The sequence below is a fragment of the Yoonia litorea genome (assembly GCF_900114675.1).
Lineage (GTDB): Bacteria > Pseudomonadota > Alphaproteobacteria > Rhodobacterales > Rhodobacteraceae > Yoonia > Yoonia litorea.
On the sequence record NZ_FOZM01000001.1, the window covers coordinates 668,988 to 687,477 of the forward strand.

An 18,490-nucleotide genomic window follows, 5' to 3' on the forward strand; every position below is an offset into this window, starting at 1 on the left:
TGTTTGACTTAATCTTTTGGGATGTGCTGTATAGCCCGAACGCTGGATATCGAAAGGGCTTGAGGACGTGTCAGACAGTTTCAAGAATTACATTGCCGGCGAGTGGGTTTCCGGCCCGACGGAGGTCGCGAATATCAATCCCTCCGATACGAGCGACGTCATCGGGCATTACGCGCAAGCCAGTGCGGAACAACTCGACGATGCGCTGGCCGCAGCGCGAATAGCGCAACGCGAATGGGCGAAATACGGTCTCGAGCGCAAACAGAATGCACTCAATGCGATTGGCCATGCACTGATGTCGCGTGCGGAGGAGCTTGGAAGACTGCTGAGCCGTGAAGAAGGCAAACCCTTTGCTGAAGGCAAAGGTGAGGTCTATCGCGCTGGGCAGTTCTTTACATACTACGCAGCCGAAGTCCTGCGTCAGATCGGCGACACCGCCGACAGCACGCGTGACGGGATCGAAGTCGATGTGCGCAGGGAGCCTGTCGGTGTCGTTGCAATCATCAGCCCGTGGAATTTTCCGACGGCCACGGCAAGCTGGAAGATCGCGCCGGCGCTCGCATTCGGCAATGCCGTGATCTGGAAACCAGCGAACCTCACACCTGCCTCTGCGGTCGCCTTGACCGAGATTATCGCCGCACAGGATATCCCCAAGGGTTTGTTCAATCTTGTGATGGGGGCAGGGCGCGACGTCGGTCAGCGCCTTGTCGAAAGCCAAAAGGTGGACGCGATCTCCTTCACGGGGTCCGTGCCGGTCGGGAAAGGCATTGCTGCTGCCGCAATCGGCAACCTGACCAAAGTCCAGATGGAGATGGGCTCAAAGAATGCCCTCGCTGTGATGGATGACTGTGAACTTGATCTTGCTGTAACCTTGGCGCTCGGAGGCGCGTTTGGCGGAACGGGGCAAAAATGTACGGCATCGTCCCGGCTTGTCGTGCATGAAGCCGTCCATGACGCGTTCGTCGAAAAACTGATTGCTGGTGCGGGCGCGATGAAAGTTGGTCACGCCTTGGCCGATGGGACGCAAATCGGACCTGTCGTGAGTGAAACGCAACTCAATGAAAACCTGCGCTATGTCGAATTGGGGCAGGGCGAGGGCGCTGAACTTGCATGCGGCGGTGAGCGCCTCCAACTGGAAACCGACGGTTATTTTATGTCGCCCGGTGTATTCATCAACACGACCAACCAGATGCAGATCAACCGCGAAGAGATGTTCGCGCCGTTGGCGTCCGTCATCAAGGTTGGTAGCTATGACGAGGCTTTGGAAACCGTCAACGATACCAATTTTGGTCTGACGTCCGGAATTGTGACAAAGAGCCTGGCGCGTGCGACGCATTTCCGGCGAAACGCAAAAACGGGTTGCGTCATGGTCAATCTGCCTACAGCAGGGACCGACTACCATGTTCCATTCGGTGGACGCGGCGATAGTTCATATGGACCACGGGAACAGGGTCAATATGCGGCCGAGTTCTACACAACCGTGAAGACCGCATACATCTCCTCTGGTCAGCCGGAGTAGTCATGTATCTTGTTGATGGCCTGCAGTATGCGAATTGGTCGGAAAAGATCTTCCGCCAGATGCGAGAAGGCGGTGTGGATGCGGTTCATGTGACAATCGCCTACCACGAGACCTTTCGCGAAACAGTTCTGAACATCGAACAGTGGAACCGTTGGTTTGAACAGTTCCCTGATCTGATCTTTCAGGGCCGAACGGCAGACGATATTGCGCGGGCAAAGCAAAGTGGACGCACAGCAATCTTTTTCGGGTTTCAAAATCCAAGCCCCATCGAAGACGACATCGGTTTGGTTGAGGTGCTTCACACGCTCGGCGCACGGTTTATGCAGCTCAGCTATAATAACCAGTCGCTGCTTGCGACAGGGTGCTACGAAAGCGAAGATCCCGGTATCACCCGCATGGGACGGCAGGTGATCAAGGAAATGAACAGGGTCGGCATGGTTGTCGATATGAGTCATTCAGCCGATCGTTCTACGATCGAAGCCGCCGAAATGTCGGAACGACCTATTGCGATTACCCATGCAAACCCCCATCGCTGGCACCCTGCTTTGCGCAACAAACGTGACGAGGTCATTAGGGCGGTTGTAGAGAATGGCGGGATGATGGGTTTTTCCTTATATCCTCACCACTTGCGCGGCAAATCTGATTGTTCGCTCGAAGACTTCTGCCGAATGGTCGCGGACATCGCCTCTGAATTTGGCACTTCCAATTTCGGGATCGGCTCTGACCTTTGTCAGGATCACCCTGACAGCGTCGTCACGTGGATGCGGACCGGACGTTGGACCAAGGATGTCGACTTTGGTGAAGGATCGGCCGAGCAGCCGGGCTTTCCTGAGATGCCAAACTGGTTTCAGGACAATCGGCATTTCGGGCAAATTGCCGAGGGATTGGCCAGGGTCGGCTTTGACGAGGCGGAAGTTGCAGGTTTGATGGGTGATAACTGGTATCGGTTTTTCGAAAGCAGTTTTTCTGCGCGCAAAGTCTGAACACAAACACTTTTGACGCAAGGTGATAAGGAGGCCAATGGCCTCCTTATCGGTGAGTGTGGTTGTTAGAGTAGTGCCAAGGCCGCCGTCTTTCTCAATGACCTACGAGGCATCTGGCTATGCGAAATACATACCCAAATCAGGATAAAACGTACGACCTGCAAACCCGCGCGCTGGAGTATCGGGAAATCAGCGGCATCGTTCGCAGGTTACGTAATCGTTTTAACCTGTGCCAAATATCGGTGATCCTCGAAATTCAAACCATACTACGCGCGTAGTATTTCAACGTCGGCGGGTAGAGTTTTCGGGTCGCTTATCTTTATTTCTGCTTGAGGACGCCCTAGCGTCACCTTTGTAAAGAGTCGACATGCTCCTGTCACAAATTGTGTTTATTTTTGATCTCAACGCGAAAGGCTTGGAGCCGAAATTGGCGGGTAAAACGACCAACCGATCTGAACTGTCCTCAATCGAAGAGCTCGAAGCGCTCATCGATATGGCGCACCGTGATCCGCAAAGGGCAGCAGCAAAACTCGAAAGTACGTCGAAGACCACAATGACCGCCGGGCGCTTTGGCGAAGAGGTCACGTTTTCCGAGTGGCAAACCAGTGGCCGGATCGAACATTTCATTCATAACCGTGCCGAAGCCTGCCTCTTAGTGTCTCCGACCGGTAGGATTTCGCGCCTGAATGCGAGTGCTCAGGTGAAACTCGCTGTGGAAGCAGGGCAGCAGATCGAAGAGCTTAACTTGACCTTGCCGGAGGGGGAAAGCTTTGCCGTCTTGGTAAAGGCAGTCTCATCGGCTCCATGGTCAGAACGGCGGTTTCAGACGGGACGCGCACAAATCGGTGGTAACGCGCAGACCACGTCATTTGTCATAGCCGCGCTTCCCGGCGATGGGTCGGATTTGCAATCTGGTGTTCTCATTCTTCTAAGCCTGAGGGAGGGCGTATCGGAGCGCTATGACCGGATCTATCGCGAACACGGGCTGTCCCCGAGTGAGGTCAAAGTTGTTGAGCAATTCATTGCGGGGATGTCACTTTCCGAAATTGCCGAACGTCGTGGTCGATCATTGGCAACAGTCCGCAAGCAATTCTACACGATATGCGAAAAGTTCGGGGTCGCGTCGCAAGCCGAACTGCTTCGCGCGATCCTGACGGATTCCAGTCTGGTTGAGGACATGCGTCCGATGCTTGATTTGTCGGAACACCCAGATCGTGTTGAGGCGAATATCCTGCGACCTGGCGGGCGTGTGGTTGAGGTCGTCATCGCCGGTGACCGTCAGGGGATTCCAATTATCGTTTGTCCTTCAACGGTCTTGCGCACTTTTCCGGCCTCGGCTGAACATGCCTTCAAGCAGGCGGGCATACAGGTCATATCGGTGATGGCGCCAGGTTTTGGCAAGACATCTCCGGAATGTCCCGGAGAGGATGACTTGCGCGTTGCGGCAGATGACATCCTGGCGGTGATGGATCAGCTTGGCCTTTCACAGGCGAAATTGCTGGTAACAAACTTCGGCATGCATGCGGCCTTGCACTTTGCGCGTTTTGCGCAAGGACGACTGGACGGCATTATTGGAGCGTCAATCAATTTACCCAAATCCATCGCGGCGAAGAGAAAGAGCAAGAATCGTGTGCTGGCTGGACTGCAGGATCGGCTTCAATCTAAGGGGGTGATCAGTGAAGTCGCCTTCCGTACGACGGCCCGCGCCTTATTGGCAACGCGGCCCGAAACAGCATTGAGGATGACTTATAAGGGGCACCAGAAGGCTATACTTCGTTTTCAAAGCGCTGAGATCATGCCTGAGACTACCGAAGCCTTCCAAAGTATCTTTGCACAAGGGCTCGACGCAGGAACACGCGCATTCAGTCGGGCTCATCTTGACTGGGAGCAACTCGTTAATGAGCAGCCAGCGAACATCACGATCCTAACTGGCTTAGACAGTGATCTTTACGATGCTGCAGCTATGCGGGCATTCGCTGACAGACACCCGGATAAGGTGGCGTTGTTGGATGTCAGCAAACACGATTTTGCGACACCGTTCGATACGGTCGATATGATTATCGAGTTGATGAAAACTAACCGCCATCGAGACTGACACTGCGCGACCCAAGAGCCATTTATTGGCATCCCACTCCAAAATTGTCTGGGCAATTGACCAAATAGCAGCCATCACCACATGATATTTTGGGGGCGATGATCGTGCGAAAACTCTTGGCTGCGTTCTTGGTGATTGTAAGCCTCTGGGCACTGGAAAGCACGCGCAGCGGTGTGTCGGTTACTTGGCGCGAGGTTGGGGCCACCCCGGTGATGGCATTCGAAGGGCAAGATGCGTCAGGTCCGGTTATTGTCATCGCCCACGGCTTTGCCGGATCGGCTCAAATGATGCAGGGATATGGGTTCCCGCTCGCTCGTGCCGGATACAGAGTTTTTGTTTTCGATTTTCTGGGCCACGGTCGCCATACGGTGCCTATGTCGGGAGATGTCACGGCGGTCGATGGAACGACACGATTACTGGTGGACCAGACACATGCGGTCATCGATGCCGTTAGCGCTGATGGGCGCCCCGTTGGTTTGCTGGGGCATTCCATGGCCAGCGATGTTCTGGTGCGCGTTGCGAACGAGCGGGACGATGTCGGAGCTATGGTCCTCCTGTCGGCCTTTTCGCAGGAAATCACTCCTCAGGCGCCGAACGATCTATTGCTTCTGGTAGGGGACTGGGAGCCTGGCCTGCGGGAGTTTGCCTTGGAGGCCGCAGCAATGGCGGCATCAGCACAAGATCTGAGGCGCGACACTGTCGTTTTGCCATACATCGAGCATGTTTCAATCTTGCAGAGCCGGCTTGGGCAAACAGAGGCACTCAAATGGTTCGAGCAGACTTTTGCGCGACAATCAGAATGCGGAATTGGATTTATGGGACCGGCAATTGTCGGGTTGCTGCTTGGTTTGGTCTTCGCCTCTGTTTCGTTGGCTGCCAGCCTGCCACTGAGGGCGATACCAGCGCTGGACCTGTCATCGCGGCATGTATTGCTGGTCCTCGGCTTACCAATGCTTGCGACACCCGTCTTCGCGGCGGGCCTTGAGACCAGCTTCATGCCCGTCCTCGTGGCTGACTATCTGGCAGTGCATCTGCTCATTTACGGAGGTCTGCAACTGTTAGTACTGGCGCTCTGGCGGGTGGCTTGGGGGCCGTTTTCTTGGGCCGGGTTTGGTTTGTTGCTTTTGGGCTGTGTTGTCTTTGGCGCGGCATTGAACCGCTACGCTGCGAATTATTGGCCCACAGGGGACAGGCTCTGGATCATCGGCATCATGTCCGTCGGGGCCGTCGTGTTCTTTCTGGCAGATGCGCGCCTGAGCCACGGGGCGACCCGGGCAAAGCGGATCTTGATCCGTGTAGCCTTTCTGATCTCTTTGTTGATCGCTGTTGCGCTGAACTTCTCGGAGCTCTTCTTCCTCGTGATGATCGCACCGGTGATCGTTCTGTTTTACCTTGTCTTTGGGACGATGGGACATGCGGTCAGCATTCGTGTTGGACCGCTCGCACCGGGGGTGGCGTTGGGCCTCATGCTGGCATGGTCGCTTGGGGTGACATTCCCGCTTTTCCAAAGCTGATTTTTGACGGCGTTGCATACGCTTCGCCGCAGGAACGCGTCATCGCGCAAGACCCTATCCGTCTTTTGTTTGTCAGGGCGGTAACTCCGATGAGATGTCTCGCTCTCGGAACCGCAAAGCGTGAAACCGCGTTGATAACGCAAATCGAATGAAAGGAGAATGCTATGGAAGGTGGATTTTTGATCCTCATGCTCGCGCTCTTCACGATGCTGGTCTTCGTGGTTGCCGCGATTGTCAGTAAGCGAAAGACAGAAGAGCGCATGGACGACCCGCAGTCGGAGAAATCGACACTTGCGAAAGACAAATCAAGTCACGGCAAGCCAGCTGACGTTTCATCCTAAGCTGAACGTGATTGTAAAAGGGGCGTGGAAGCGCCTCTTTTTTCTTTGAAACCGTAGTGGAACGAAACAGGTCTTGTGGACGTTCTTTACATAACCGGGCGCAATTGAGAGCGCCTGACCGGATGGAAGAGGAAACGTGCCCACTCCCATTCAGGAATTCCAAGGCACCGACGAAAGGAGACCCGTTATGAATTGGGACGAAATCAAAGGTAACTGGACGCAGACAAAAGGTAAGTTGCGTGAACAATACGGCGAACTGACCGACGACGAGATGGAGCAAGCGAAAGGCGAGCGTGAACAACTGGTCGGCCTGATTTCCGAGAAATACGGAAAGACGAAGGACGAGGTAGAGCACGAAATTGATCGTCTGCTGCGTGCGGCCTAAATATAATGGTGGGTGACCACCAACACTCTTGAATGGCGGAGCGAGTGGGTTCACTCGTTCCGCCTTCTTTGTTTTTGTAGGAGAAATGCCGATGGTGAATGCATCAGATTTGATTGGCCAGCATGTCGAACACGCAAGTGAGACGGCGATCACGGGAACAGTCCGGGATATTCTGTTCAGCGAAAATTTGCGCGACGTTCTATTCTTTCTTGTCGAAACAAAGAGCGAAGATGCAACTGCACCCCTCTTGTTTAGCCCTTCCATGCTGGATCGCCGTGAAAATGACGGCATGGTCACGGCCGCACATCCGGATGATTTGCGCCAGCAGGTGGCCGCAACAGCGCCCCGCGCAGCTTTGCCCCTTGATGTTAGTGATTTGCCATCCACGCTGATCGGCCCCTTTGGAAATACCATATCCCCGATGATGATGGCTGCGCTCTTCAACAGTCGTTCGAAGGCGGACCGCCCGCCGCTGCCTGGTGGTGAGGCCATGGGGTTATGGTTGACGGAGCTGAAAGATACACCGTTGCGGGCACATGTCGGTGAGGTCGGAAAGATCGTCGACGTGATCTTGTCTGATGCGATGGATATCGTCGAACAGCTTTCAATTGAGCGCGCTGGTGAAGACCCGGTGGTGTTACCCCACGGGGCGGTGCGGTCTTGGCGTTCAGCGGATGACCAGCTCCTTCTCGGGTTGAATTGATGTTGGATTTCCTCCGTGAGCCATCCATCTGCGATGTGTAAGGAACGACTCCTCAAGCGGTGCGTTACTTCATCGAGAACGCTGCCAGACTGGTAGCGAGAAGAGCAGGAGGAGAAAATGCTGTACTATGCGCTGGCGTTTCTGCTGGTTGCCATCATTTCGGCGGTGTTCGGATTTGGTGGCCTTGCGAGTGCGACTGCGGGGATCGCGCAGATCCTCTTCTTCGTATTCATTGCGCTTTCTGTAGCCTTGCTTTTGTTCCGCGCTCTTCGCGACTGAAATTAAAATTCGATGAAAGGAAAACACGTGGCACAATCACTTAACGTCGTTGCCGAACCGCAAGAAATCTCATCAGGTGTGAAAGCTCCGACAACCATCGCGGAAGCACTCGCTGATGTACTGGCTGATACATATATGCTCACATTCAAGACGCATGCGTATCACTGGAATGTAGAGGGTCCGCTCTTCTACTCGATCCACAACCTTACCGAAGGTCAGTACGAAGATATGTTTGCCGCCGCCGACGAATTGGCAGAGCGTATTCGCGCTGTTGGTCAGCTGGCACCCATGACAATGACCGACATTCGCGCCCGCGCCGTCATTGAAGACAGCGTTGATTCACCAACAGCAGGCGAGATGTGCGAAACCCTCGCCGCCGACCATGAGCGCGTCGCGCATCGCCTTCACGCACTGGTCAAAATTGCAGGTGAGAAGAATGATCCCGTCACTGAGGATCTGGCAACCGAACGCTCGGCCTTCCATGAGCAAGCTGCTTGGATGTTGAAAGCGCTTATTGCCAAGTAAAACGGTAACAGCAAAAGCCCCGCCTCGTGCGGGGCTTTTTCGTATTTAGGCGACACCCGTCGCGATTAAGTATCCTGCCAAGAAATACGGGGTAAGGCCAAACAACACGACCAATCCGTCACGCGCCATCATACCCAACGCCAGAATTGCGACCCCCGCGCCGAGGATTGAGGACGTGAAAGGCACGATCTCAAAAAGCGGCATCGCAGCGCCTGACAGCGCACACACAAGCTGCACGAGAAATATCATTGGGCGCCTGACGAGCACCGAAAGACGCTCGTTCGTTCGGCGGTCCAACCATCTTGCCACTGACCTCAGCGACCTGAAGGCCTTCTGAACGGTCTTTCCCTTCACCTGTCGCCGCAAAACCCAATCAGGCAGCCAGATGTGTTTGCGGCGAAAGAGCATCTGCATGGAAATGATAAAAATCGTCAATCCCATCAACGATGAGAACAAGGGGATGCCACTGAGAGGTGACGTGACCGCCAGTGCTGGCACAAGTAAAAGCGGGGCAAAACTTGCCCCGCCTACAGTGCCTAGTACGTCACGCACTGTTATCCTTTCAGCCTCCGCAGCCTTGCAGACCTGCGAGATAACCTCGGTCAGATCTGGCCGATGCGCGGAAGTGCCACCGTCGCGCGATCCGACCGTTTCATCTCGCATTGCCGCACCTACGCTTCCTTCAGGAACGCAGGGTCGCGGTCGATGCAAAGAACATCGCTTGACTGACCGCGGACTGAACCTGAGCTTCCTGAAACGGCTTTGAGATCAGGAACGCCGGTTCTGGACGTTCGCCAGTCAAAAGACGCTCTGGGAAGGCCGTAATGAAGATGACCGGCACGTCCATTTCTTTCAGCAGATCGTTGACTGCATCAATCCCAGATGAATTGTCCGCAAGCTGGATATCTGCCAAGATCAGATCAGGCGTCTGTTCCTTGCCAAGTGCCACGGCCTCTGTCCGGGTCCGGGCCACGCCGGTGACCTCATGGCCCAATTCGCTGACGATATCCGTCAGATCAGCAGCGATGATTGGTTCATCTTCGATGATCATGACACGGCCTTTGACGCTTTCGCTCAATTCATCATTTGCCGTACCGATCAAGCGGCGCACTTCCTCTTCGTCGACTTGCATGATTTCGGCGATGTTGGTGACGCTGAATTCCTCGATCGTGCGAAGCAAGAGGGCCTCACGTGAATTAGGAGTCAGTTTCGACAACAGGCCATGTGCGCGGCTCCGGAGTTCATCATCGGGGTCTGCAAACAACTGCCCGGTTGATGCCCAAATTGCATGGAAGCACTTGAATAGATTCACCTTGATCGGGAAGCCATTCTCGAACTCGCTGCGGTCTTTGAGAATTGCCTCAAGCGTTGCTACCGTGTACTTATCGCCCCGGTTTTGCGAACCGGTCAGCGCGCGTGCATAGCGGCGAAGATAGGGAAGTTCTGCCGCGATGAGATCAGAAAAGCTTGTTTCAGTCGCGCTGTCTTGCATGTCACATAACCTTTTTTGTGTATTTATTTGGAACCAACACCTTGTCGGTGCGTTAGTTCCAAGCAAATATGTATATCTGAAACGAGGCTGAGCAACCTAATGACAGATGAAAAAAGTGAAGAGCAGGAGCGGATCGATAATTTCATCGATGCGAACCTGAAAAAGGTATTTGCTGACCTCGAAAAGGACGACATTCCTGACGAGATCACGGATCTATTAACACTCTTGCGTGCTCAAGACGCCGAGCTGAAGAGCAAAGAATGAGTGATGTTGATCCAAGAGATGAGCTGGTGACGCATTTGCCGGCTTTGCGGGCATTCGCGCTCAGCTTGACGCGAAATCGCGCGACCGCGGACGACATGATGCAAGATGCTGTCCTCAAGGCTTGGTCGAACATGGATAAGTATCAGAAAGGGACAAACATGCGCGCGTGGTTGTTCACAATTCTGCGCAATAACTATTATTCATCGCGTCGGAAACTGAACCGCGAAGTTGCTGATGTCGACAACGCGTTTTCGGATTCCTTAGCCGTGAAGCCCGATCACGATGGCCGCCTGCAAATGATGGATTTCAAAGCCGCTTTTGCACAACTGGCCGACGAGCATCGCGAAGCTCTCATCCTCGTGGGCGCGAATGGTTTCTCGTACGACGACGCGGCTGAGATGTGCGGTGTTGCGACCGGCACCATGAAGAGCCGCGTTAATCGTGCGCGGCGTCGCTTGACCGAGTTGCTCGATCTCAAGAGCGACGATGTTCTCGAACTCACAGATCAAGCTACTATGGCGGTCGTCGGAAGTCCGAATTTGCCTGGGTAATGCAACTTTCCTGGATACGCAGCCTGAATGTGCAACTGATTGCACTTCTGACATTGGCCCTGTTTCCACTCGGGGCCATTGCTGTTTTTCAGACTGACCGCGTCTCGCGTGATGCACAAGAAAGCGTCAACACAGCGTTGCTGGGACTGACAGAGCGGGCCGCGCGTCGCGAGCAGGTTCTGATTGAGCGCGCCGTCGGCGTAGCACGGTTTTTTTCCAGCCTTGCTCCGGAGCTGGTGGAGCAGAACCGCGACTGCACACCTGTTCTGTCGCGCTTTGTCCAAGACAATAGTGAATTCAGCTTTATTGGCATCGTGCGGCCCAACGGTGTTGTCACATGCTCGTCTTCAGGTCTCGTGATCAACGTGGCCGGGACAAAAAGCTTCAATGCCGTCACGGGGTCAGGTGAAGCCAGTATCAACGTCGCTGAGACTGGCTTCATTTCGAGTGGATCGACTTTTGTTGTGTCCGAACCGCTTTTCACAGACGGCGAATTTGACGGCTATGTCGCGGTAGCCATCCCTCACAAGAAGATTCCGGACACCAGTGAAGAGATCGAAGAGTTGGGGCTGGTTGAACTGGTCACCTTTAATGAAAATGGCACCATATTGACCGCACGTTCTGACCGTAAAACGGCAGAAGGTTTTATGCCTTCAGATCGGACTTTGACGAGTCTATCGACGAACCGCTCCGATACATTCGTCGCGCAGAGTGTTAGCGGTGTAGACTTTCACTACAGCATCGTGACAATTGAGGGCAGCCCGGCCGCTGTCATAGCTGTTTGGGAATTGGGTGCATTCAGTTTGAATGAAGGCGTGGGGCGTTTCGTGCCGCTCTTGTTCCCATTGCTCATGTGGATCGCAAGCGTGGCTGTGGCCATGATGGCAATGCATTCTCTCGTGCTGCGCCATATCAATCGGTTGCGGCGCACCATGGATGAATTTGCCGATGATCGTCGCGTGACAGAAATTCAGGACAGGATTTCTTTCATTCCAAGCGAACTTGAAGAGTTAGATAAAAACTTCCTGAGGATGAGCGAAGAGATCATGGCGGACGAAGCGCTGCTGGAAGACTCTGTGCGGGAAAAGAACGTACTGGTTAAAGAAATCCATCACCGCGTTAAGAATAATCTGCAGCTCATATCTTCGATTATGAATATGCAAATCCGCAATGCGAAACATGGCGAAACCAAAAAGGCGCTCCGGACCGTTCAGGAGCGCGTTCTCAGCATGGCGACGATCCATCGCGATCTTTATCAAAGCCAGAATGGCGGACGGGTGAACGCCGGCTACCTTGTGTCGGAAATTGTCGAGAAATCAGTATCGAGTTTGAGCGAAGAAGGCCTCAATGTCCGTAGTGAAATCGAGGACATTCTGCTCTACCCCGATCAGGCGGTTCCGCTATCGTTGCTGGTTGCGGAGGCGATGACGAATGCGTTGAAGTTTCTTGATGTTGGGCAGGACGGAGAAAAACAGCTCGCAGTCAAACTGATGCGAAGTGATGACTCTTGTCAGTTCGAAGTTTCAAATTCAACCAAGCATTCCGCGGTCACCGAAATGAAAGGGCTCGGTTCAAAGCTGATGCAAGCCTTTGCGATGCAACTAGGCGCAAGTTTGCAGACAGATCAGAGCGAAGAAAAATACGTCCTGTCGGTGTCATTCAAGATCAATGATTTCGAACAAGTGACACCGGACTTCTAAACTGTTCAAATCATTGGTTTGCGGAAAGGAACTTCTGCACCGGTCAAACGTTTTCTTTCCGACACGAACGAAAAGGAGACATCATGTCTGCATCAGAGACAAATATCGAAAAGCAGAAAACCCGTCACCGTGGGCCGCTTGTCGGCTTCGCTTTCGCACTCTTCTGGGCTGGCGCTCTCTTTTTGGGGTTGCTCATCTGGACCGCTTATCAGTCCGACGAACCGACCGCAGAAAGTCCGGCACAGGTACTTTCTGACTGATCAAGAAAAGGGCCCGCTCAGGGCCCTTTTTTCTTACAACAGCCAAAGGATTGCGCCTGTCGCAATTGCACCCAAGGCCATCAAGGCGGCTGTCACAACCATGTTCTTATGAGACTGCGCCGAAGCATCGTGATCGTCGATCCGTTTTTGCGCAACGTAGCTGCGGCGGACCGCTGAAACGAAGATCAGCAAGGCCGTCAAGATAAAGAGTTCGGCCACCCCTTTGGCAATCAGCGGATAATCCGTCGCGCTAAAAACTGCACGCAAACCAAGCGCCACACCAATACACGCCATGCCGGTGCGCATCCAGGAGGCAAAGGTGCGCTCATTGGCCAGGATCGTCCGGTCTTCGGCCCAATCGGTCCTCTGTGCGGCTTTGTCGTTTTTATCAGTCATTCGAGGTCATAACCTATGGCAAAGGGCGCACGATTCAATCGCACGCCCTTTACTGAGCAATTCCGGACCTAGGCAGAGGCGCTTCTCGGGCCTGCGATCAGCCAGATGATGAAGCCGAGCAGCGGGAGCACCAAAACCAGTAGGGTCCAAATGACCTTTGCCCCGGTCGAGGCGGATGAGCCGATGATTGAAATGATGGCCCAAACATTCAGGACCAATAGGATGAAGCCGCCAATACCAGCGTATTCCATTGTGAGTCTCCATTTCTCTGCAGTTGCTTACGAAACGCGCTTCTTGATCAATCAGTTCCTCGCCGACCTAATCGTCGACCTTTAGTTCTCGCCTGACTTGCCCGAAGGCAAGCAGTGCAAAGATGGCCGTTCCACCAAGCACATTGCCAGCCAGCACCGGCAGGAAGAAACTGAATAGGGCATCACTCAACGGCAGAAGGCCCTGAACCAAAAGGAAGGCCATCTCGACGCTGCCCGCAATAATGTGGGTAAAGTCGCCTGCAGCGATCAACCAGGTAAAAGCAACGATAATGAAAAAGCCAAAGCCTTCGGTGTCGGGCATCATCCAGACAATTGCTGCGACCAGTACGCCGGCGGGGATCGCCCGTTGAAAGGCTTCAAAAGGCGGAAATCCGGTTGCGTGTTCTGATAGGGAGGTGATCGCGGGGATAAGCGCAGGCGGGATCATGCTTGTATAAGCCCAAGCAATTGCCACGGCAAAAGCACCGATGACGTTTGCCAGAAGCACAATGCCCCAAAGCGCCGCAGATCGTTTTAGAAGCTGCGCAGAGGGCTGGTGCATGACGGGCAGCACAGTCGTGATCGTGTTTTCTGTAAAGAGCTGCATCCGACCGAGTATCACCACCAGAAAGCCGAAGCTATAGCCGAGGTTTTCAACAAGATAGGACCATTCTGCATCCGGAAGGTAAGTCCTGAAAATCGCTTCGCCGAGGACAGAGAGCGAAATCAGCACGCCTGCAGCGATCCCAGACCACAGAAGAGACCCATTGGGGCGTTCAAGCTCTTCAACACCGTCCCGCCGGATGATCTCGAATATCTCTTTCGAGGTCAGCGTTTCCTGCTCTTCTACTTTTGCTTCGGAAGGCTTTTGCGCCTTTGACATAATCAGCTCCTGCCTGACAATGAAATATAACGCCGTGGGAACCTGGACGTTCCGCCAACGTTGTTAGGTTAACAGAGGGGTAGAATAAAGGCTCTGCATGAATACGCGACTTCAGTGGGAAATGGGCAAGCGCGCGTTTCTGTGGAAACTTCTGACGGATGTTCGGGCCAGCTATTGGTTCGTGCCAACGGTCCTTGTCTGGTTGGGGCTGGGATTAGCGTTTGGAGTCAGTTGGATAGACCGCAACCCTGATGTGCTTCCATTTGAACTGCCACCGGGGTGGACCGACACCCAAGCCGAAGGTGCACGCGCAACACTCAGCGTTGTAGCGCAAGCCATCATCGGCATTGCAGGCACGACGTTTTCGATGACTTTGGTCGCTGTTTCATTTGCCTCCGGCAAATTTGGGCCACGGCTTATTGGCAACTTCATGCGTGATCGCGGCAACCAGTGGAGCCTTGGCATCCTGATTGCCACTTTCGTTTATGCCTTGGTCATCCTCAGAACCGTGCAGGAAAGCGGGTCAGGCGACATTTCGCAGTACGTGCCGCAGCATGCGGTGCTCGTTGCGATGCTGTTGTCGCTGATCTGTGTTTTCACGCTGATCTACTTCATCCACCATGTGCCAGAGACGATCAACGTATCGCGAATTGCGGCGAGTATCAGCATCCGCCTTGATGATGAAATCCGCAGGCTGGTTGATGAACGCGCTGGCAACGAGAATGAGGAACTCCCGTCACCACCCGATCGCGATCCGGATCTGACGATCGAGGCCACCAACTCAGGCTATCTTCAGACCGTCAACTTTGAACGGTTGTCCAAAATCGCAGGAAAGCACGACGGTTTCATCAGGATTGTCTCGCCTGTCGGATCGTTTTTGACAGAACGATCCTGTGTTTTTGAGGTCTGGCACGACGGTGAAATCGACGACGACGACCTGGATGCGATCAGCGGCTGTTATGTCGCTGGCATGAGCCGAACCGAAAGCCAAAACCCTGTCTTCTTGGCGGAACAACTTGTCGAGATGATTGGGCGTGCGCTTTCGCCCGGCATCAATGACCCTTACACGGCCGTCGACTGTTTGAACCGCCTTGCTGCTGCTTTGACATTGGCAAGCACCTATAACGGAGGCTTGCAGCCGGCAAAGAAAGACCGTCTCAGCTTTCCTTACATGACCTTTGAGAAGCTCTTTGCGGCCAGTTTTCCGAACTGCTGGCAGTATATCAAGGACGACAAGATGACGGCATCGCACGCCGAAATGCTGCTCACCAATTTGCATGACGTTGCCCGCGACCAAGATCGCGCAACCATCGAGAAAGAACTGAAAGTGCTGCGGTCCACTGCCATTCTCGCTCGGCCCGAACCCGAAGAATAGGCGGTGCAAACATTTTAAGAGAAAGATTGTTGCATAGCTTGCAACGAAAGTGACGGCACCGCGTTCGATCAGCGGATGGCAACAGGAGACCTCGTGAGCAATTCCAGAGATTTGACCCAAGGCGCAGTATGGCGGAAGCTTTTGCAACTGGCCGGACCGATGATGTTCGGCATCATTGCGGTTATTTCCGTCAGTTTGGTTGATACCTATTACGTCGGCCGCTTGGGAACCGAGCAACTGACCGCGTTGTCGTTTACATTTCCTGTGACCATGACAGTTTCCAGCCTTGCGATCGGCTTGGGGGCAGGGGCTTCGTCGGTGGTCTCTAGGGCTGTTGGCTCTGATGATACAGATCATGCGCGCAGACTGGCCACAGACAGTCTGGCACTCGCCCTGATCATTGTGAGCCTCGTAGCCGTCGCAGGCTATTTCAGCATTGATTTTCTGTTCGGCCTTCTTGGCGCACAAGGTGAGATACTGGACCTGATCACGCGCTATATGCAGATCTGGTTTCTCGCGATCCCGTTTCTTGTCGTCCCCATAGTCGCAAACGCAATCGTTCGCGCAACAGGAGATGCCTTCTGGCCGAGCGTGGTAATGGTCGGGTCGGCGCTTACGAACATCGCCATCACACCGGTCTTTGTCTTTGGCCTTGGGCCTGTGCCAGCCTTCGGGATTGAGGGCGCGGCGATTGGCACGCTCGTCGCATGGCTGGTCACTGTCGTCGGCGCGTTCCTGCTGGTCGGATGGCGAGAGCAGATGATCGACATGTCCGTGCCCGAAATCGGCACCTTGATGACATCGTGGAAGCGTGTCCTCGGGGTCGGCATCCCGGCGGCAATCGGCAACGCATCGAACCCGGTTGGTATTGCGGTTGTCACGTCAATCCTCGCGGGGTTTGGCAGTGTCGTTGTCGCAGGCTTCGGTGTTGCAACACGTATCGAGTCACTCTCTGTGATCCCGATGCTTGCACTTTCATCCGCGATCGGCCCGTTCTCGGGGCAAAATTGGGGTGCTGGCAAGTGCGGGCGCGTGAAAGAAGCATTGCGCGTCAGTTATGCCGTCTGTGGCGTCTGGGCTGTGGTACTGGGGCTCTTTTTCTGGGTGGCGGCCGAACCGATCGTACGCATTTTCTCGCAGGAAACAGAGGTGGTTCAGGCCGCGGTCACCTATCTCACGATCGTTCCACTCAGCCTTTGGGGCTATGGCGCAGTGATCGTGACCGCCGGCGCGTTCAACGCGCTTGGCAGGTCGCACTACGGGCTTGGAATTTACATGGTCCGCATTGCCGCCCTTTACATTCCAGCGTCATACATCGCCTCGCTGTTTTTTGCGCAGTCGGATGGGGTCTTCTATGCGATTGCCGGCGCAAACGCGCTGGCAGGTGTCTGCGTGATGGCTTTTGCTTTGCATTGGCTTAGCGCAAACGATGACAAAGCAGGAGCCAAAGTGCCTGCCTGATCTCTAGTTCTCTCGAAACGATGCACCGAGGCTATCCGAGAACGGCTTGATGAGATAATCGAACATCGTTCGCTCGCCGGTGAGGATCATGACGTCAGCGGGCATGCCGGCAATCAGTTGCAAATCATCACCAAGTGCGTCGGTCTGGGCAGTATCCACATGGACTTTTGCAAGAAAATACGGCTCTCCGGTTCTTTCATCGACCAGGCGATCCGCTGAAATACTCTGAAGGGTGCCGAATATCCGCGGAAGGTTTCTCTGCGCGTAAGCGGTAAGCAATACTTGCGACGACATGCCAGGAACCACGGTATCGATATCACGCGGAGAGACACGCGCATCAACGATCAGAGCCGCATCGTCAGGTACAATATCAAGAATCTCGCCGCCCGGCCTCAGGATGCCGCCTGCTTCAGTTGTGACGCGGATGTTCAGAACTTGGCCAGCAATTGGAGCCGTGACGGTCGTTCTGCGCAACGCATCAATGCGCTCTGGAATAAGAGCTGTCACAGTTGATAACTCTGATCTCACACGGCTCAACTCTGCGCTGACTTCTTCCTGTGCTTGCTGTCCGATCGCAAACAACTGCAACTCGGTTTCACCGATTTGTTGGCCGAGGCGTGCAATTGAGGCGCGATTTGCCGCGCGGTTTGCCCGCAGGTCAGCCTCTTGTCGTTGTAGAGCCAGATAAGGTGAAAGTCGCTGTAGCCCCTGATCATAAAGCTGCTTGGCGGCATCTAGTTCTTGGGCGATTAACTCTAGCTGTGCATCTTGTGCAGCGATCACTTCACTCAGACCGTTGATTTCTTCGTTGAGTTGGTCGATGCGCTTGCCGAGAATGCGGGATCTGGCAAGTTGGGTTTCACGACGGCTCTCAAACACGCGTATCTGTCCGAAAACTGCTGTGTCGATCTGTTCTGACGCTTCCTCAATTAGTTCGTTTGGAAATTCAAAGCTGATTGTCTGGTGCCCGTTCGCCTCGGCTTCAAGGCGCGCTTGGCTTGCGAGCAGGAACACATGCTGTTCGCGAAGCTCCTGAAGTCTCGAAAGCGCTCTTACGCTTTCAAGCGTGACAAGCATTTCCCCTTCGGCGACGTGCTGCCCTTCGCGCACGTGTATCCGTTGGATAATTCCCCCTTCGAGGTGCTGAACCGTTTTCCTTGAGCCATCCGGACTGACCACCCCTGGTGCGACGGCGGCGCTTGCCAGCGGAGCATAGACAGTCCAGCCGCCAAATACGCCAAAGAAGATGACGACGACCACGAATCCAAGTATCCGCGCACTTCGCGTTTGGCTCTTCAATGGGACGCCCGATTGAAGCTGATGGCGAGGACGAAAGGCATTTATGACCAGGACAAGCGAGATCACTGCTGCCGCCCCAAGCAGCGCGAGCAAACCTATTTCCGCTGACGAAAGGCGATCCCAGCCGCCGCCTGTGGCTTTGGTCCATGCACTATCGAAAGTCGCAAAGATCGGAGAAACGTTTTGAGTCAGGGTGTCTAGAAAAGCCATCTTA

Annotated in this window: 21 protein-coding genes; 15 read left to right on the forward strand and 6 right to left on the reverse strand. The window is 54.2% G+C overall.

Annotated elements, in window-relative coordinates; all coding sequences use genetic code 11:
• The first annotated feature begins 67 nt into the window (after window positions 1-67).
• The 9 genes from BM316_RS03595 to BM316_RS03630 all read left to right on the forward strand — a co-directional run bounded on the left by BM316_RS03595 (window position 68) and on the right by BM316_RS03630 (window position 8,344).
• Window positions 68-1,519 (forward strand): aldehyde dehydrogenase family protein, encoded by a 1,452-nt coding sequence (locus BM316_RS03595; RefSeq protein ID WP_090204074.1) that lies wholly within the window; start codon window positions 68-70, stop codon window positions 1,517-1,519.
• A 2-nt stretch (window positions 1,520-1,521) separates the two neighbouring features.
• Window positions 1,522-2,502 (forward strand): membrane dipeptidase, encoded by a 981-nt coding sequence (locus BM316_RS03600; RefSeq protein WP_090204077.1) that lies wholly within the window; start codon window positions 1,522-1,524, stop codon window positions 2,500-2,502.
• A gap of 367 nt (window positions 2,503-2,869) precedes the next feature.
• The gene (locus tag BM316_RS03605) at window positions 2,870-4,597 is read left to right on the forward strand and encodes a bifunctional helix-turn-helix transcriptional regulator/alpha/beta hydrolase (RefSeq protein ID WP_090204078.1); all 1,728 of its coding nucleotides are present in this window, start codon (window positions 2,870-2,872) and stop codon (window positions 4,595-4,597) included.
• Window positions 4,598-4,695: 98 nt separating this feature from the next.
• Complete coding sequence (locus BM316_RS03610; RefSeq protein ID WP_090204081.1) at window positions 4,696-6,111, forward strand: alpha/beta fold hydrolase; 1,416 nt, start codon at window positions 4,696-4,698, stop codon at window positions 6,109-6,111.
• A 164-nt stretch (window positions 6,112-6,275) separates the two neighbouring features.
• Window positions 6,276-6,452: a hypothetical protein gene (locus BM316_RS16650; RefSeq protein WP_165606533.1), complete on the forward strand. Its 177-nt coding sequence runs from the start codon at window positions 6,276-6,278 to the stop codon at window positions 6,450-6,452.
• A 187-nt stretch (window positions 6,453-6,639) separates the two neighbouring features.
• The gene (locus BM316_RS03615) at window positions 6,640-6,837 is read left to right on the forward strand and encodes a CsbD family protein (RefSeq protein ID WP_090204083.1); all 198 of its coding nucleotides are present in this window, start codon (window positions 6,640-6,642) and stop codon (window positions 6,835-6,837) included.
• Between the two features lie 91 nt (window positions 6,838-6,928).
• Window positions 6,929-7,540, forward strand: a complete 612-nt coding sequence (locus BM316_RS03620) for a hypothetical protein (RefSeq protein ID WP_131802538.1) — start codon at window positions 6,929-6,931, stop codon at window positions 7,538-7,540.
• Window positions 7,541-7,657: 117 nt separating this feature from the next.
• Entirely contained in the window at window positions 7,658-7,819 is a 162-nt protein-coding gene (locus BM316_RS03625; RefSeq protein ID WP_090204087.1) for a DUF1328 domain-containing protein, read from the forward strand.
• Window positions 7,820-7,846: 27 nt separating this feature from the next.
• Window positions 7,847-8,344, forward strand: coding sequence for a Dps family protein (locus BM316_RS03630; RefSeq protein WP_090207480.1), 498 nt, complete (start codon window positions 7,847-7,849; stop codon window positions 8,342-8,344).
• A 45-nt stretch (window positions 8,345-8,389) separates the two neighbouring features.
• On the opposite strand, the gene BM316_RS03635 is transcribed toward BM316_RS03630, so the two are convergent.
• A complete protein-coding gene (locus tag BM316_RS03635) occupies window positions 8,390-9,007 on the reverse strand; it encodes an exopolysaccharide biosynthesis protein (RefSeq protein ID WP_090204090.1) in 618 nt (205 codons plus the stop codon).
• A 19-nt stretch (window positions 9,008-9,026) separates the two neighbouring features.
• A complete protein-coding gene (locus tag BM316_RS03640) occupies window positions 9,027-9,836 on the reverse strand; it encodes a response regulator (RefSeq protein WP_090204092.1) in 810 nt (269 codons plus the stop codon).
• Window positions 9,837-9,935: 99 nt separating this feature from the next.
• Here BM316_RS03640 and BM316_RS16655 point away from each other — a divergent pair, with 99 nt between their 5' ends.
• The 4 genes from BM316_RS16655 (at window position 9,936) to BM316_RS16660 (ending at window position 12,611) form a co-directional block, all read left to right on the forward strand.
• On the forward strand, window positions 9,936-10,100 hold the full coding sequence (locus tag BM316_RS16655; RefSeq protein WP_165606534.1) for a NepR family anti-sigma factor: 165 nt from the start codon (window positions 9,936-9,938) through the stop codon (window positions 10,098-10,100).
• Entirely contained in the window at window positions 10,097-10,651 is a 555-nt protein-coding gene (locus BM316_RS03645) for an RNA polymerase sigma factor (RefSeq protein ID WP_090204093.1), read from the forward strand. The genes BM316_RS16655 and BM316_RS03645 overlap by 4 nt, the downstream gene beginning before the upstream one ends.
• Window positions 10,651-12,351, forward strand: a complete 1,701-nt coding sequence (locus tag BM316_RS03650) for a sensor histidine kinase (protein WP_090204096.1) — start codon at window positions 10,651-10,653, stop codon at window positions 12,349-12,351. Before BM316_RS03645 ends, BM316_RS03650 begins: the two co-directional genes overlap by 1 nt.
• Before the next feature lie 83 nt (window positions 12,352-12,434).
• Window positions 12,435-12,611 carry a hypothetical protein gene (locus BM316_RS16660; protein WP_165606535.1) on the forward strand — a complete coding sequence of 59 codons (177 nt, stop codon included), beginning with the start codon at window positions 12,435-12,437 and terminating at the stop codon, window positions 12,609-12,611.
• Window positions 12,612-12,644: 33 nt separating this feature from the next.
• On the opposite strand, the gene BM316_RS03655 is transcribed toward BM316_RS16660, so the two are convergent.
• The 3 genes from BM316_RS03655 to BM316_RS03665 form a co-directional block, all read right to left on the reverse strand.
• The gene (locus tag BM316_RS03655) at window positions 12,645-13,007 is read right to left on the reverse strand and encodes a YidH family protein (protein WP_090204098.1); all 363 of its coding nucleotides are present in this window, start codon (window positions 13,005-13,007) and stop codon (window positions 12,645-12,647) included.
• 68 nt (window positions 13,008-13,075) lie between these two features.
• Window positions 13,076-13,258 (reverse strand): PLDc N-terminal domain-containing protein, encoded by a 183-nt coding sequence (locus tag BM316_RS03660; RefSeq protein WP_090204102.1) that lies wholly within the window; start codon window positions 13,256-13,258, stop codon window positions 13,076-13,078.
• A 67-nt stretch (window positions 13,259-13,325) separates the two neighbouring features.
• A complete protein-coding gene (locus BM316_RS03665; protein ID WP_090204105.1) occupies window positions 13,326-14,141 on the reverse strand; it encodes a formate/nitrite transporter family protein in 816 nt (271 codons plus the stop codon).
• Window positions 14,142-14,238: 97 nt separating this feature from the next.
• On the opposite strand from BM316_RS03665, the gene BM316_RS03670 reads away from it, so the two are divergent.
• The gene (locus BM316_RS03670) at window positions 14,239-15,516 is read left to right on the forward strand and encodes a DUF2254 domain-containing protein (protein WP_090204108.1); all 1,278 of its coding nucleotides are present in this window, start codon (window positions 14,239-14,241) and stop codon (window positions 15,514-15,516) included.
• Between the two features lie 93 nt (window positions 15,517-15,609).
• Complete coding sequence (locus BM316_RS03675) at window positions 15,610-16,977, forward strand: MATE family efflux transporter (protein ID WP_242649736.1); 1,368 nt, start codon at window positions 15,610-15,612, stop codon at window positions 16,975-16,977.
• Between the two features lie 3 nt (window positions 16,978-16,980).
• Here the strand turns inward: BM316_RS03675 and BM316_RS03680 are convergent, their stop codons facing one another.
• A complete protein-coding gene (locus tag BM316_RS03680; protein ID WP_090204111.1) occupies window positions 16,981-18,486 on the reverse strand; it encodes an HlyD family type I secretion periplasmic adaptor subunit in 1,506 nt (501 codons plus the stop codon).
• Window positions 18,487-18,490: the final 4 nt, after the last annotated feature.